The 15,572-nt window shown below is 66.8% G+C and carries 13 protein-coding genes; 9 read left to right on the forward strand and 4 right to left on the reverse strand.

The genetic code is table 11. The features are described from left to right. The coding region (locus VFH65_RS04140) for a TIGR03620 family F420-dependent LLM class oxidoreductase (protein ID WP_353319865.1) at positions 1 to 624 on the reverse strand (624 nt) is incomplete at its 3' end. A 47-nt stretch (positions 625 to 671) separates the two neighbouring features. Between VFH65_RS04140 and VFH65_RS04145 the strand changes: the two genes are divergently transcribed. The 3 genes from VFH65_RS04145 to VFH65_RS04155 are packed head-to-tail and all read left to right on the forward strand — an operon-like array spanning position 672 to position 2,829. Continuing rightward, positions 672 to 1,052: a nuclear transport factor 2 family protein gene (locus tag VFH65_RS04145; RefSeq protein WP_353319866.1), complete on the forward strand. Its 381-nt coding sequence runs from the start codon at positions 672 to 674 to the stop codon at positions 1,050 to 1,052. A gap of 10 nt (positions 1,053 to 1,062) precedes the next feature. Beyond that, the gene (locus VFH65_RS04150; protein ID WP_353319867.1) at positions 1,063 to 1,935 is read left to right on the forward strand and encodes a PhzF family phenazine biosynthesis protein; all 873 of its coding nucleotides are present in this window, start codon (positions 1,063 to 1,065) and stop codon (positions 1,933 to 1,935) included. A gap of 42 nt (positions 1,936 to 1,977) precedes the next feature. Then, the gene (locus VFH65_RS04155) at positions 1,978 to 2,829 is read left to right on the forward strand and encodes a glycoside hydrolase family 16 protein (protein WP_353319868.1); all 852 of its coding nucleotides are present in this window, start codon (positions 1,978 to 1,980) and stop codon (positions 2,827 to 2,829) included. Between the two features lie 8 nt (positions 2,830 to 2,837). On the opposite strand, the gene VFH65_RS04160 is transcribed toward VFH65_RS04155, so the two are convergent. Then, a complete protein-coding gene (locus VFH65_RS04160) occupies positions 2,838 to 3,275 on the reverse strand; it encodes an SRPBCC family protein (protein ID WP_353319869.1) in 438 nt (145 codons plus the stop codon). Continuing rightward, positions 3,272 to 3,604, reverse strand: a complete 333-nt coding sequence (locus tag VFH65_RS04165) for an ArsR/SmtB family transcription factor (protein ID WP_353319870.1) — start codon at positions 3,602 to 3,604, stop codon at positions 3,272 to 3,274. The genes VFH65_RS04160 and VFH65_RS04165 overlap by 4 nt, the downstream gene beginning before the upstream one ends. 133 nt (positions 3,605 to 3,737) lie before the next feature. On the opposite strand from VFH65_RS04165, the gene VFH65_RS04170 reads away from it, so the two are divergent. Next, positions 3,738 to 4,394 (forward strand): maleylpyruvate isomerase N-terminal domain-containing protein, encoded by a 657-nt coding sequence (locus VFH65_RS04170; protein ID WP_353319871.1) that lies wholly within the window; start codon positions 3,738 to 3,740, stop codon positions 4,392 to 4,394. A gap of 216 nt (positions 4,395 to 4,610) precedes the next feature. Here the strand turns inward: VFH65_RS04170 and VFH65_RS04175 are convergent, their stop codons facing one another. Next, positions 4,611 to 6,197: a (2,3-dihydroxybenzoyl)adenylate synthase gene (locus VFH65_RS04175; protein WP_353319877.1), complete on the reverse strand. Its 1,587-nt coding sequence runs from the start codon at positions 6,195 to 6,197 to the stop codon at positions 4,611 to 4,613. Between the two features lie 142 nt (positions 6,198 to 6,339). Here VFH65_RS04175 and VFH65_RS04180 point away from each other — a divergent pair, with 142 nt between their 5' ends. The 5 genes from VFH65_RS04180 to VFH65_RS04200 form a co-directional block, all read left to right on the forward strand. Beyond that, positions 6,340 to 9,816: an amino acid adenylation domain-containing protein gene (locus VFH65_RS04180; protein WP_353319872.1), complete on the forward strand. Its 3,477-nt coding sequence runs from the start codon at positions 6,340 to 6,342 to the stop codon at positions 9,814 to 9,816. Continuing rightward, on the forward strand, positions 9,813 to 10,556 hold the full coding sequence (locus tag VFH65_RS04185; protein WP_353319873.1) for a thioesterase II family protein: 744 nt from the start codon (positions 9,813 to 9,815) through the stop codon (positions 10,554 to 10,556). The genes VFH65_RS04180 and VFH65_RS04185 overlap by 4 nt, the downstream gene beginning before the upstream one ends. Continuing rightward, a complete protein-coding gene (locus tag VFH65_RS04190) occupies positions 10,549 to 11,865 on the forward strand; it encodes a polyketide synthase (RefSeq protein WP_353319874.1) in 1,317 nt (438 codons plus the stop codon). Before VFH65_RS04185 ends, VFH65_RS04190 begins: the two co-directional genes overlap by 8 nt. Next, positions 11,862 to 14,798, forward strand: coding sequence for a mycobactin polyketide synthase MbtD (gene mbtD, locus VFH65_RS04195; protein ID WP_353319875.1), 2,937 nt, complete (start codon positions 11,862 to 11,864; stop codon positions 14,796 to 14,798). Before VFH65_RS04190 ends, mbtD begins: the two co-directional genes overlap by 4 nt. Beyond that, the coding region (locus tag VFH65_RS04200; RefSeq protein ID WP_353319876.1) for a condensation domain-containing protein at positions 14,791 to 15,572 on the forward strand (782 nt) is incomplete at its 3' end. The genes mbtD and VFH65_RS04200, both read left to right, overlap by 8 nt.

Genomic DNA, 15,572 nt, shown 5'->3' on the forward strand with positions numbered 1-15,572 from the left:
GGCGAGATAGTTTCTGAGCCAACTGGTTCCGATGGAGCGGGCTTCGTCGCGATTGTCGGTCAGCAGAACGGTCTGCTCGGGCAGCAGCAGGGGCCCGGCGCCGAGTGTTTCACGCGCTTGACGCGTGTGGTCGGGCGTGACGAGATACGGGTGGGCGCCACGGGCGCGGGTTGCGGCCAACTCCAGCATCTTCGGTCCGAGGGCTGCCAGCACGCGACTGCCGGCGGGAACGGGCTGCTCGGCGGCGTCGAGGTCATCGAGGAAGGCGCGCGTGGCGGCGAGAGGCTTGCGGTAGCGGCCGGGTTCTTTCGAGTCGATGAGCGGGGCGTGGCTGACACCGATGCCGAGAAGAAAGCGGTCGCCGTGTTCGGCGGTGAGTGCTGCGTGCTTGGCGGCGACGTCGGACGGCTCATGCATCCAGAGGTTGAGGATGCCGGTCGCGATCACCACCTGTTTGGTGGACGCCAGCAGGTGGGCGACGGAGTCCATCACCGGCCCACCGACGTCGGGAATCCACAGCGCCTTGAATCCGAGCTCTTCCAGCTCGGCGGCTGACTCGGCGGCCTCGCCAGGGTTGCCGTACCGCAATTGCGAGCTCCACACGCCGACGCCCGACAGATCCATGACTAGGTCCTTTCCGCTCACACCGGGACTCACGCTACCGTCGGCGCATGGCATTCGATCCGGGCGCTGTCGGCCGTGCGTTCTCCGAGCATCGGTTCGACGAGGCGCTCGACCACCTCGCCAAGGATGTGCGCTGGACGATCGTGGGTTACCTGGTTCTCGAGGGAGCCGACGCGGTCCGCCGGACGTGCCGCGAGACGCTGGAAAGCCTGGCGGAGACGACGACCACCTACGACCGTTGCGTCGTGGCCGCGGGATCAGACGCTGTCGCGGTCGACACGTTCGCCCGCTATAGCGGACCCAACGGAACGACCGCCGTCGCCAGCTGTGACATCTACGAGTTCACCGGCGAAGAGATCAGCGCCATCACGTCGTACGCCGTCGAGGTCGATCCGGAGGACGCCGGGTCTCAGCCGCCGCCCCGGTAGCGTCGGTGCGATGCGGTTCCAGCTCGTCGATGTGTTCACTTCGACGCCATATCGCGGCAACAGCCTGAGCGTCTTTCCCGATGCGGGCGGCCTGAGCACCGGCCAGATGGCTCAAATCACGGGGGAGCTGCGCCAGTTCGAGTCCATCTTTCTCAACCCTGCTGGGCCGCAACATCATTGGCAAGCACATATCTTCGATCTGTTCGGCGAGCTCGACTTTGCGGGGCACCCGGTGATCGGCGCGGCGTGCGTACTTCATCATCAGCACGGCGGCGACAAAGTTCGCGGAAGCTGGACGCTCGAGCTCGCCTCCGGTGCATTGACCATCGAGACCGAGCGTCGCGGCCCGGACGCCTATTACGCCGTCCTGCCCGACATGTTGGCGCACTTTCTCGGCGAGCCGCCTGCTGTCTCGCGCGCGCAGGTGGCGTCGTGGTTCTCGTTGCTCATTGGCGACCTCGATACTCGACTCCCACTCGAAGTGGTCTCTACCGGTCTGCGCTATCTCATCGTGCCGGTTCGGAACGGAGCGCTCGCTCGCGCCGGCATTTCTCACCGCCAACTCGACGTGGCGCTCGCCGAGGTCGGCGCGGAATACGCCTATCTGCTCGACGCCGACGCCGGCGAGGGGCGGCACTGGAACAACGACGGTGTCGTCGAGGACGCGGCAACGGGCAGTGCCGCAGGTTGCGTTGCCGCCTACCTGCATCGACATGGGCTGCTCGGCGACGATGAACACGCTGAGCTACGTCAGGGCCGATTCATCGACCGGCCATCTCGGATCAGCATCTCGGCACGCAGCGCCGACGGCGGGGTTCGGGTCAGGGTGGGCGGCGAGGCTGTACTGGTGGGATCGGGCCGGCTGGGCGTGCTTCCCGCGTGACGGCTGTTTGCGCCAGGCCGGCATACCGGCTTACATGTTGAGATGCCTGACATGAATCGTCGCCACGCGATGTCGCTGGCCGGCATCGCCGCGCTGGCGGCCGCGATGCCCATCCCAACCGCCGCAGCCTCCCCGACCAGGCGGGACCTGCCGCTGGACCGGGTGCCACCGCCCGCGGCTCCGCCCCCCGGCGGCTACATCTTCCAGGACGAATTCGACGGCCCGGCTGGCTCGGCCCCCAATCCGGCGAAGTGGGAGCCTGCGTATGAGCGCGAGTCGATGGAGGACCCGACGTTCTGGGAGCTACCCGAGAACGTCGGCCAATACCGAGACGACCGACGAAATCTTTATGTCGACGGCAAGTCCAACCTTGTTCTCCGGGCTGCCAAGGACGGCGACACCTACTACAGCGGCAAGGTCTTCGGGAAGTGGAGAGGCGGCATCGGCCACACCTGGGAAGCCCGGATGAAGCTGAACTGCCTCACCCCGGGTTGTTGGCCCGCCTGGTACATGGCCAACAACAGCCCGGTCAACGGCGGCGAAGTAGACATGATGGAGTGGTATGGCAACGGCCACTGGGCCGCGGGCACCACGGTCCACGCAAAGTTGAACGGCGGGCAACACGTGAGCCAGGGGATCACGGTGGACAGTGGTTGGCACACTTGGCGCGTCCAGTGGGATGACGCCGGCATGCGCTTCTGGAAGGACTACGTAGACGGCGCGCAACCGTACTTCGACGTTCCGGCGTTCTCGCTGCCGGACTGGCAGTTCAACGAGCCCGGCTATCAGATGTTTCCGATCTTTGGTCTTGCGGTCGCGGGTTCCGGCGGTGGCGATCCCGGACCGGGGACATACCCCGCGGACATGCTCGTCGACTGGGTTCGTGTCTGGTAGGCGCTACGTCAGTCACCGGACAGAACGGCTGCGAGCTGCTCGCACGTCAGCGTCCAGCCTTTGTCGAAGTTCTCGAAATCGTCTGCCGGAACGAGTGAATGCTCGATCGACATCAGGGTCTCACCGTCACCGAAGGGCTCGAAGCTGACTTTGACGATGCTCGACGCCGTGGGGTCGGCCCAGTTCGAGTTGCTCCACGTGAACCGCAGTAGGTGTGGTCGTTCGATGGCGAGAAACTGTCCCGAGATCAGAACCAGCGTGCCCGAGTGATCGACGTCGAAACGCACCCTGCCGCCGACGCGGGGCTCCACCACGATGGAGACGCAGTGATCGGGACGGGGACACATCCACTCGGCCAACGACTCGGTATCGAGCCACTGATCGAACACGACCTCCGGTTCAGCGGGCATCACGCGCTGTACGCGAACAACCTGCGTCTCGGTCATCGACGAGTTCCCTTCCGGTGCAGCCGCGCTGCCAGCGCGTCGGCGCGTGTCGACCAGAAGTCGGTCTGTTCGTTGATCCACTGCTGGGCCATGGTCAGCCCGTCAGGCCGCAGGGACACCCAGTGCTCACGGCCTCGTACGTCGCGCTGAACGAGCCCGGCCGATTCCAGCACGCCGATGTGGCGCGATACGCCCGCAAATGTCATCGGGAGTGGAGCTGCCAGATCCGTGATGCGCGCATCGCCTTCCCGCAGCCTCACCAACAGCAGACGACGGGTGGGGTCGGCAAGCGCGGCGTACGCCCGGTCCAACACCTGATCTTCAACCACATTGTTGACTATAGCGGGTCAGTCGTGGTGTTCTGGACTCGAATGTTCAACCAACCTGTTGAACGTTGATGACCTGAGGAGTCGCATGACAACGACGAACGACCGCCCGGCAAGTCACACGAATGCGATCAACGTGACTGACGCACGCGTGATTGCCCGTCTGTACCAAGAAACCAGGGAGCGGATCCTCGCCGCGGTAGGCCCCGGTGACTGGAGCTCTGCCGTCCCGGCGTGTCCCGGTTGGTCCGTTCGTGATGTGGTGGCCCACGTGACCGCCATCGCCGACGACTGGGTCAACAATGGGCCCCTTTCGGGTCCACCGACCGACGCCGATACAGCGGCAGGGGTCGCCCGATTCAACGGTCGAGACGTGGATTCAATTGTGGCGGTGTGGGACTCCGCAGCCGCACAGCTAGGCAAGCTGGCCGAAAACGACGGGGTAAAGGCGCCCCTCGCCGACCTAGTCGTTCACGAGCACGACATCCGCGGCGCCATCGCGCGGCAGGGAGAACGTGATTCCGCGGCGGTCATCTGCGCCTCCGACCAGCTGCTCACGTCGCTGGAGACGCCGGTGTCGCTGCGGGTGACGGTGGAGGATGCCGAATACCACTGCGGCCCCGACGGCAGCCCCGAAATGCAGCTCCGCACTACGCGATTCGAGGCTCTCCGGTGGCGCACCGGTCGGCGCAGCCGAGCCCAACTCACGGCCATGGACTGGTCGGCAGACCCTGCGCCGGTACTCGACCACCTGTACCTGTTCGGGCCTGCCGACGCCGACCTCATCGAGTAAGAAAAGTGACCGCGGCTGAGCCAGTATTGGTGCCGCTTCTTCACGTCGCAGTTGCTAGTGGACTCGAGACTGTAGTTGTCGAGAGGTTTTGCGAGTGGAGGCCTCGGCAACTACAGGCTCGATGTCGAGCGCAGCTGAGCATCCCACGGAGCAATCAACAATCGCACTGCATGCTAGAAGCCCTGCGCCGAGGCTGCCGCCGGGTCGCCGTGTCGGCTAATCCACAGCCATGGTGTCGGCCTCGGCGAGCTGCTTGGCGATCGCCTTCTTATCGACCTTGCCAACCGCTGTGGTGGGAAGCGACTGCATGGGCACCAAGACATCCGGCCGCGCGTGGGCGGCGACCCCGCGCTCGTCGAGGTGCTTGTGCAGTTCGGTCAGCGTGACCGGCGACCCGCTGAAAACCACAGCGGCGCAAATCTTCTCACCGAGGTACTCGTCCGACAGCGGCACCGCTGCGGCCGCCCAGATCGACGGATGGGTCAGCAGGTGTGCCTCCAGGTCGAGCGCGGACACCGTCTCACCGCCGCGATGGATGACGTCCTTCACTCGGCCCGTGACCTCGAGGTACCCGTTCGCGAAACGGCGCACCTTGTCGCCCGTGCGATAGAACCCATCCGGGCTGAACGAGCGTTCGTTGTCCCGCGCCGCGTTGAAGTACCCGTTGAGCGTGTACGGCCCTCGCACCAGCAGCTCGCCCTCCTCACCTGCCGCCACGGGATCGCCTGCCTCGTCGACCACCTGCAATTCGTCGTCCGGTGACAACGGATGCCCTTGGGTGTTGTCGACGATCTCTGGCGGATCGCCGATCCGCGTGTAGTTCAGCAATCCCTCGGCCATGCCGAAGACCTGTTGCAATCCCGGCGTCAGTGCCTCCCGAACCAGCCGGGCGTCGTCGGATCCGAGCTTGGCGCCGCCGACCTGCAGCAACCGCAGGTTCGTCGGCCGCAGCGGTTCCCACTCACAGGCCTGCGCCCACAACTTGGCCAACGCCGGCACCAGTGCGGTCGCCGTGACGCCATGGCGGTCGATCGTCCCAAACGCCGACTCCGGGCTTGGATCCGAACCGAAAACAGTTGTGGCGCCGACACTCATCGCACCCAGGATGCCGGGGCACGCCAATGGGAAGTTGTGCGCAGCCGGTAACGACACCAGATACACGTCGTGCGCTGTCAGCCCGCACACCTCGGCGCTGGCGGTGAAGTTGTAGACGTAATCCTCGTGCGTGCGCGGGATGAGCTTCGGCGCGCCGGTTGTCCCGCCGGACACCAGCAGCAGGGCCGGCGACTCGGTGTCGACCTCAATCAAAGGTGCTGCACCGCTGCCGGATTCGGTATCCATGTCGGCCTCGTCAATGATTCGCATCGGATGCGTCTGCACCAACTGCTCTGCCATGGCGCGATAGTCGAAACCGCCGGCGACGCCGGTGGTCACCACCGCCACCGCGCCGCTCACTTCGGCGAAATGCGTCAGTTCTGCCAGCCGATGGCCCGGCAGACACATCACCGGAACGGCTCCGGCCCGCAGCAGCCCGAACAGGGCCACGGCGAACCGGCGCGTGTTCGGCAGCTGCAGCAGCACCCGGTCGCCAGGTGCGATACCCAGCCTGGCCAGCCCTGCGGCAGCCCGGTCCGCGATCGCATCGAGTTGGGCGTAGCTGTCCTGACCGTCGGGATCAATGACGGCCGTCCGTTCAGGCCAGGTTTGAGCCGCAATTCGCAATACCGAATCCACCCGCTGGCCGGTCCAATATCCCGCCGCCCGATAAGCCGCGGCGCGGTCGGCCGGAAAAGGCACGAACATGGTTTGCGCTGCGGATTCGGGCGGCTGGCCAGTGGTCACCGTCACGTTCGGACCCCCTCGAGGTAGGCGTGTTCTGTGCTGTGAATATAGGGTAGCCTTCACAAAATTAGGGCAGCCTTTGCTAAGCAGATTGGAGGGTGTTGTGGTCGACGCTGCGGCGAATTCGCAGACCATCCGTGAGGAGGTCGCCGAACTCCTCGGTATCAGTGTCGACTCCGTCGACCCCGAAACCGACCTGATCAGTCAGGGGCTGGATTCGATCCGGATGATGTCGCTGGCCGGACGCTGGCGGCGGCGCGGTGTCGACATCGACTTCGCATCACTGGCGGCGAATCCGTCGGTACAGGCGTGGTCGGACCTGGTGGCATCCGCTGAGGGCATGACGGTGGAACCGCCTCCCGTGCAAGCTGATTCGGCCGACTCCGAGTCGTTTCCGCTGGCGCCCATGCAGCACGCGATGTGGGTCGGCCGCGAAGGCGCTCAGCAATTGGGCGGCGTCGCCGGCCATCTCTATGTCGAATTCGACGGCGCGTCAGTGGATCTGGAGCGGCTGCGGTCCGCGGCGACCGCTCTTGCGCTTCGCCATCCGATGCTGCGAGTGCAGTTCCTTCCCGACGGCTCTCAGCGCATCGGGCCACCGCTTTCGTCGTACCCCGTCGCCGTCGAGGATCTGCGCGCGCTATCCGCGGAGGAGGTCGATGCCCGGCTGGCCGCTACCCGGCGCGCCAAGTCCCATCAGCAGCTGGACGGCGCGGTATTCGAGCTCACGCTGTCATTGCTGCCCGACGGCAAGACCCGCCTGCACGTCGACCTGGACATGCAAGCCGCCGATGCGATGAGCTATCGCACCCTGATGACCGATCTCGCCGCGATCTATCACGGGCGAGAGCTGCCGACGCTCGGCTACACCTACCGCGATTACCGCCTGGCGTCATCACCCACTGCGTCTACCGAGGCCGACCGGCAGTGGTGGTCGGAGCGCATCCCGGAGCTGCCTGATCCGCCGCGGCTGCCCGTGGTACCCGTTGCCGAACAAGCCGATCCGCACCACACCACGCGCCGCTGGCACTGGCTCGAGCCGGAAACCCGCGACGCCTTGTTCGCGGCGGCTCGCCGACGCGGTGTCACACCGGCCATGGCGCTGGCGGCGTCGTTCTCCGACGCGCTCGCGGGATGGTCGGCCGAACCGCGTTTCCTCCTCAACGTTCCGCTGTTCGGCCGCGAGCAGCGCCACCCGGACGTCGACAAGCTCGTCGGCGATTTCACCTCGTCGCTGCTGCTCGACGTCGACCTCGCCGCAGCCGATACCCCGACCGCGCGATCGCGCGCGCTGCAGGGCACCTTCCGTTCGGCCGCCTCGCACGCGGACTATCCAGGGCTGGCGGTGCTGCGAGACCTCAGCCGCTATCGGGGCACCCAAGTGCTCGCGCCCGTTGTCTACACCAGCGCGCTCGGCCTCGGTGAGCTGTTCGCGTCCGAGGTGACGGCGACGTTGGGCACGCCGGTGTGGATCAATTCCCAAGGACCGCAGGTATTGCTCGACGCACAGGTCACCGAGTTCAACGGCGGTGTACTGGTGAACTGGGACGTTCGTGAGGACGCCTTCCGGCCCGGCGTCGTCGACGCGATGTTCGAGCGTCACATCGACGAGCTGCGCCGGCTGGCCGCCGACGACGTCGCGTGGGAGTCTCCGCGGGCCCCGCTGACAACCGAGGCCCAACGCGCCGTCCGTGACGAGGCGAACAGCAAAACCGCTGCGCGGAGCGGGAACTCGCTGCAGGACGGACTGTTTGCGTCGGCCGAAGCGCGCCCCGACGCGCTCGCGGTGACCGGCTCGGGCGGCGATCTCACCTACGCGCAACTGCGCGAACAGGTACTTGCCGTCGGCGCGGCCTTGAAGGTCGCCGGTGTGAAACCGGGCGATACCGTTGCGGTGCTTGGCCCCAAGTGTGCGGAACAGATCACCGCCCTGCTGGGAATCCTGACCGCCGGTGGCGTGTATCTGCCGATCGGCGTCGATCAGCCCGCCGAACGGGCCGCACGCATCCTTGAAACCGGCGGCGTTCGGATGGCACTTGTCTGCGGCGATCAGCAGCCGACGTGGGCTCCCGCGCTCACCATCGCGGAAGCCCTGCGCATCGGACGGCAGGAGCGCGGGTTCGCGCCCGTCCCAACCGATTCCGCGGACCTGGCGTATGTGTTGTTCACCTCCGGTTCGACAGGCGAGCCCAAGGGCGTCGAGGTCACCCACGACGCCGCGATGAACACCATCGAGTTCCTCAATGGCTACTTCGGGGTCGGGCCGGACGACCGGTGTCTTGGCCTGTCCCATCTGGAATGCGATCTGTCCGTGCTCGACATCTTCGGCACCCTGACCGCCGGTGGGACCATCGTCGTGGTCGACGAGGAGCATCGCCGCAACCCCGACCACTGGGCCCAGCAGATACACGCTCACGGCGTCACCGTGCTGAACTTCCTGCCCGGCTGGCTCGAGATGCTGGTCGAGGTGGGCGAGGGGAAACTGTCGTCGGTGCGCGCCGTGCCGACCGGCGGAGACTGGGTGCGAATCGCGATGTACCGCAAGCTAAAGGGCCTGGCGCCACACGTCCGCTTGGCCGGGCTCGGCGGCGCAACCGAGACGGCCGTGCATGGCACCCTCTATGAAGTAGACGATCCGCCGGCGCACTGGACCGCGGTGCCCTACGGTGTGCCCTTCCCGAATAATGCCTGCCGCGTGATGAATTCGTCCGGAGCCGACTGCCCCGACTGGGTTCCCGGCGAACTCTGGATCGGCGGCCGAGGTATCGCGCGCGGCTACCGGGGCCGTCCCGACCTGACAGCCGACCGGTTCGTTTCCCACGCCGGCCGCACCTGGTACCGAACGGGCGACCTGGCACGATACTGGCCAGACGGCACCCTGGAGTTCGTCGGCCGGGCCGATCACCGCGTCAAGATCAGCGGATACCGCATCGAACTGGGCGATGTCGAAGCGGCCCTGCAACGGCTGCCAGGCGTGCGCGCAGCGGTGGCGGCCATCGTGCCGGCATCACGCGAACGCGGCGGTGACACGCTTGCCGCCGTCGTCGGCATCGACGGCGATCGGCCGCCTATCGACCAGCTGCGCGACGGCATGGCCGAACTTGTTCCCCCGCATATGATTCCGCGGCATTTCGAGTTGGTCGACCGCATCCCGTTCACCGTCGGCGGCAAGACGGATCGCCGGGCCGCAGCACGCATCCTGACAGAGGTGATGAGCAGTGGCGACTTCACCAGCGGTCGCAGGCAGCCGTCGACACCACTGGAATCGGCGTTGACCGGGATCCTGGCCGAACTGCTCGACACCCCTGTTATCGGTGTCGACGACGACTTCTTCGAAATGGGAGGTGATTCGGTGCTTGCGACGACGGCGGTGGCCCGCATCCGGAACTGGCTGGACACGCCGACGGTGATGGTCGCCGACATCTTCGCCACCCGAACGGTTTCCGCGCTGGCGCAGCGGCTCACCGACCGTGAGCCCGACGGCCGCCGCCTCGAGCAGGTCGCGGAGCTCTACCTGGAAATCGCGGATATGGACAACGCCGATGTGCTGTCCGCACTCGACACGGCCTCGACACGATGACGACAAGCGAACAACTGACGTTCAAGCCCTGGATCAAGCGGTATCCAGGCCGGGTTTCCGGCGGGGGAGCGATCGTGGTGTTCCCGCACGCGGGCGGCGGTGCTGCGGCCTACCGCACGCTGGCAACCTCGTTGTCGGCGAAGGGGTTTGAAACCTTCGTCATGCAGTACCCGCAACGCGCGGACCGACTGGCCCACCCGGCTCCAGAAACCGTCGAGGCGTTGGCCACGGAGCTGTTCGAGGCGGGCGCCTGGGACAGGATCGGTCCGCTGCGGCTGTTCGGCCATTGCATGGGCGCAGTGGTGGCCTTCGAGTTCGCCAGGGTGGCCGAGCGTCATGGCGTCGACGTGCAGCAGCTTTGGGTCTCGGCAAGTCAGGCACCCGCGACCGTCGCTTCGTCCGCGAAGCTGCCGATCACCGATAAAGCCCTTCTGGCCGATATGGTGGACCTCGGCGGAACGGATCCGCGGCTGTTGGCCGACGAAGACTTCGTCGAACTGCTGATCCCCGCCTTGCGAGCCGACTACCAGGCGTTCAACCGCTACGCATGCGGCACGGGCGTGCGCATCCGTGCCGACATCCACGCCATCGGCGGCAACCGGGACCATCGCATCGACCGAGACATGCTCGGCCGGTGGGACATCCACACCGAAGGCGTATTCACCCTGTTGATGTTCGACGGCGGCCACTTCTACATCAACGAACACACCGATGCGGTCGCGGAGCTGGTGAATGCCTGAGCCCGCCGGCGACGACCCGGTCGTCATCGTCGGCATGGCGTTCGAAGCGCCGGGCGGCGTCGATACACCGGAGCGATATTGGTCGATGTTGTCCCAGGAACAGGAAGCTCTGGGTCCGTTTCCACGGGATCGGGGCTGGTCGGTTCGGGACCTGCTGGACGGATCGCTGCGGGACGGCTTCAAGCAGATCCACGATCTGGGCGGCTTCCTTTCCGACGGAGCCAGCTTCGATCCGGCGTTCTTCGGGATCTCTCCGCGCGAGGCCGTCGCGATGGACCCACAACAGCGCGTCGCTCTGCGTGTGAGCTGGCAGGCGCTGGAGAACACCGGCATCAATCCCGACGACCTGGCCGGCCATGACGTCGGCTGTTACGTCGGTGCTTCGGTGACCGGCTATGGGCCGGATATGGCTGAATTCTCCAACCACTCAGGCCATTTGATCACAGGCACCTCGCTCGGCGTCATCTCCGGACGGATCGCCTACACGCTGGGGCTGGCAGGCCCGGCGCTGACCGTGGACACCTCGTGTTCGTCCGCGCTGGCGGCCTTTCACGTCGCGGTGCAGGCGGTGCGCGCCGGAGACTGCGATTTGGCACTGGCCGGTGGCGTGTGCGTGATGGGTTCACCGGGTTACTTCGTCGAGTTCTCCAAGCAACACGCGCTGTCCGACGACGGCCATTGCCGCGCCTACAGCAGGCATGCCAGCGGGACGGTCTGGGCGGAGGGCGCGGCGATGTTCGTCCTGCAGCGCCGGTCGGGGGCGCTGCGCGATGGGCACCGAGTGCTCGCCGAGGTACGCGCCAGTGGCCTGAATCAGGACGGCCGCAGCACCGGGCTGACCGCACCGAGTGGGTCGGCGCAGGCGCAGCTGTTCCGCCGGGTGCTCGAGGCGGCCGGGGCGCGGCCCGAGCACATCGGCATGATCGAGGGTCACGGCACGGGCACCAAACTCGGCGACCGCACGGAGCTGCAGTCGCTTGCGCAGACCTACGGCGCCACCCCGCCGGGCCGCGGAGCGGTGCTGGGCTCTGTCAAGTCCAATGTCGGTCATTCACAGGCGGCCGCGGGCGGACTCGGACTGGCCAAGGTGTTGTTTTCGGCCGAGCACGCCGCGATTCCGGCCAGCCTCTACGCCGGCGAACCGAGCCCCGAAATCGACTGGGACAGCCAAGGGTTGCGGTTGGCGACCGCGCTCACCCCATGGCCAGCCATCAACGGAGAACGCCTCGCGGCGGTGTCCGCGTTCGGCATGAGCGGCACGAATACGCATGTGATCGTGTCGGTACCGGAAGTCGAGATCGCCGCATGAACCGTTCGCCAGACGGGCGCGTGCCGGTACTGCTGAGCGCCCACGTGGAGGAGTTGATCGCCTCCGACGCGGAGGCCATCCTGCACTTCCTGCGACGCGAGCACCCGGTGGACGCGGTCGCGGCCACGCTGCTACGCACCCGACGGGTCCGGCGTCACCGGGCGGTCGTCCGCGCAGCCGACACCGGTGAACTTGTCGATGGCCTGCGCGCCCTGATAGCTGGAGACGACCATCCGTTGGTCGCGCGGTCGTCGGAATCGAACACTCCCCGAACGGCTTTCGTGTTCCCAGGACAGGGCAGTCAATGGCCGTCGATGGGAGCGCAGGCGTATCAGCTTCCGGTGTACCGGGCCGCCGTCGACGAGTGCGCCGACGCATTCGTCGCCGCGAAAGCGGACTCACCGGTGCCGTATCTCATCGCCGACGCCGAGGCAACGGACTGGTCGGAGACCGAGGTCCAGGGCGCGCAGTTCACGCATGCGGTGGGGCTGGCACAGCTATGGCTGTCGTACGGAATAAGCCCGGACATCACTCTTGGCCACAGCCTCGGAGACATCGCCGCCGCCTACATCGCACGATCCATCAGCCTGACGACCGCGGTCGCGGTGGTCATCGCACGCGCGCGCGTCGTCGCGGCGCTTCCCCCCGGGCGATATGGCGTTGCGGTGCTGGGGATGCCGGCACAGGAGGCGGAGGCGCTCATCGCCTCCACGCCGGGCTGGCTGGAGCTCTCCGTCGTCAACGCCCGCGCGTCGGTGGCGGTGTCAGGTGACCGCGATGCCATCAGGACGGCCGTGGCGGCCGCCAGCGAGCGTGGCGTGTTCGCTCGCGAGATCGAAGTCGGTTTCCCCGTCCACACCAGCATCTTGGAGCCCCTGCGCGGCGATCTGGCGGCCCAACTGCCGCAATCGCAATTCGCAGGCGCTGCCGTGCAATTCATCGGATCAGCGACCGCGTCGGTGGTAGACCCGGCCGTCGATTTCGGCGACTACTGGTATCGCAACCTGCGCCACACCGTCAGGTTCGATCGCGCCGCCGCCGTGGCGTTGCGCAACGGTGCGACGTCATTCGTCGAGATGTCCGCACATCCGGCGCTGCAGTTCGCGCTGGGCGACCTCGTCGGGGACACACCGGGTGAACCGCCACTGATGGTGGGGTCGGGCAGGCGCGACGAACCGCTTGCCGACGTGTTGTCCGCGAACATGGCCGCGGCCGCGGTGGCCGACCCAGACTTCCGGTGGACCGACTTCGTCGATATCCGGCAAGCACCGCTGCGTGGCTTCCCGAACGCGCCGATGCGGCGAATGCACCTGTGGGCCCTTCCGGAACCCCTACCGCGGGTGCCGGGCGTCACCGTCACCCGTGAAACGTGGGAACCCAGGGGAGAATCCGCGACGCGCATCAGCATTCGTCGCATGGCGGTCGTCGACCTGGCCGGACCGACCGGGCCACTGGCCGATCGCCTGCGTGACGCGATAGCGGCTCACGACGGCGCCCTTCCGGCTGAACCGCGGGACGCAGACACCATCGTTGCGGTGGCGCCGCTACTCGATCACCCCGACGCCGAAGTGGCAGCCGCCGAGATCGCGGATTTGATCGGTGCCGGGCTGCTCGACTACGTCAACGCAATCGGACCGTCGTGCCGGGACGTATGGCTGGTAACCGTCGGCGGTGAGCATGTCCGCGCCGACGAACCCGTGGCGTTGCCTGCTCAGACGGCGCTGGCGGCGATGCACCGAAGCCTCGGCTTCGAATACCCCGACCAGTCCTTCCGCCACCTCGACCTGCCGTCCTGGGATATCGACCAACCAACGGCCTCGGCAGTGGCGGACACTTTGTTCGGCGACATCACCGAGGCTGCCTTGCGTGAAACCTCGGCCGGGCCAACCGTTTACCTTCGCACGCTGTCCGACATCGACCCTTTGCCCCCGGCGTGGCCACTCGACGGCGGGTTGCTCGACGACATCCTGATCACCGGCGGCAACGGAACGGTGGGACTGCACTACGCGCGGTACTTCGCCAAACGCGGCGCCCGCCGCATCGTGTTGCTCAGCCGCAGCGGTGTCGACGCCGCCACGGTGGCTGAGCTCGCGGGCCTGCACGGCGCCGAGGTGCTGGCACCGGCCTGCGATCTCACGTTGGCCGAGGCGGTCCGCTCTGTCGCCGAGGCGTCCGCGGGCGATGGTGCGTCGTTGGTGATCCATGCGGCCGGGGCAGCGACGTTCGGTCTGCACGACACGATCAGCCCCGCATCGTTCGCCGACACGGCCGCCGCGAAGGTAAGCGGCTTGGCCCGCATCACCGAACTCTGGCCACTGCGACCCGGGGCACCCATCGTGGCGTGCTCATCGGTGTCAGGAGTGTGGGGCGGCCGCGGGCATGCGGCGTACTCGGCCGCCAACCGGATGCTCGACGTGATGGCCGGTCAGCTTCGCGCCAACGGGAGGCACTGCGTCGCGGTGAAGTACGGACTGTGGGGCAGCGGCATCGTCGGGGCGGACGAGGTGGCCCGCATCGAACGCTCCGGACTGCTGTCAATGCCGCCCGAGGCGGCGATCGCGGCGAGCCTGTCCGAGCATGGCACCGACCCGCTGATCTTGGCCGCCGACCGCGACCGGCTCGAAACCTTCTTCGTCAGCCAACAGAGCTTCGAAAATGACTCCGAGACAGTGGTTTCCGATGTTGACACCGCCACCCGTGTGCGCATCGAGCTGGCCGCCGTGCTGAAACTGAACGACACCGCAGCCATCGACCTCGATGCCTCGCTGGTCGATCTCGGTATCGACTCGCTGCTGGCGCTTGACCTGCGTAAGCGGCTGCGCAAAACCACGGGCAACTCCGTCGCGCTGGCTGCGCTGCTCGGTGGCATCACCGGCAGCGAGCTGGTCACCACGATCGACAACCCAGAAAAGGTGGATTCCCCGAGTGACTGACACCACGGACATTCGCGATGTCGGCGCACAGCGACTGGAACTGTTGCGCCGCAAGCTCGCAGAGCGTGGACTTCGAACGCACGACGACATCGTCTCGGTTGCACCGGAACTCTCCGACGCGCAGCGCCGCATGTGGTTCGTCCAGTCCGCCGACACCACCGGCGCGCTTCTCAACGTCTGCGTGTCCTACCGCATCACCGGAGACGTGGACCTCACAAGGCTGCGCAACGCCGTCAGCGCCGTCGCGAGGACGCACCCCGTGCTGCGCACCACGTACGCCGCAGATGCCGACGGTGAGCCACAGCTGACGGTGCACGACGACCTCGAGCCGCGGTGGACCGAACACGACCTTTCGGAGCTGTCCGAGCATGCCCGGCAGCTGCGCCTTGAGGTGCTGGCACAGCGCGAGTTCACCACTCCGTTCGACCTGGGCACCGACGCGCCGCTGCGGATCACCGTGGTGCGCATCGGAGTCGACGAGTTCGTGATGCTGTTGGTCGCACACCACATCGCCTGGGACGACGGCTCGTGGCAGGTGTTCTTCACCGATCTCACCACTGCGTACACCGGAGGCGAGCTGCGCCCGGTCTCACCGGTTTCGGTGTCGGCACCGAACACCGAAGCCGAGGACTTAGCATATTGGCGCACCGTCCTCGCGGATCCGCCGGAGGCACTGGAACTGCCTGGTGCCAACGGGTCGGTGGTGCCGAGCACATTTCGCGCGCACCGCACGACCATCCGGCTTCCGCAGGCCACCGTCGACAAGGCGGCCGC

The organism is Mycobacterium sp. (assembly GCF_035697385.1).
In the GTDB taxonomy this organism is placed as follows: domain Bacteria; phylum Actinomycetota; class Actinomycetes; order Mycobacteriales; family Mycobacteriaceae; genus Mycobacterium.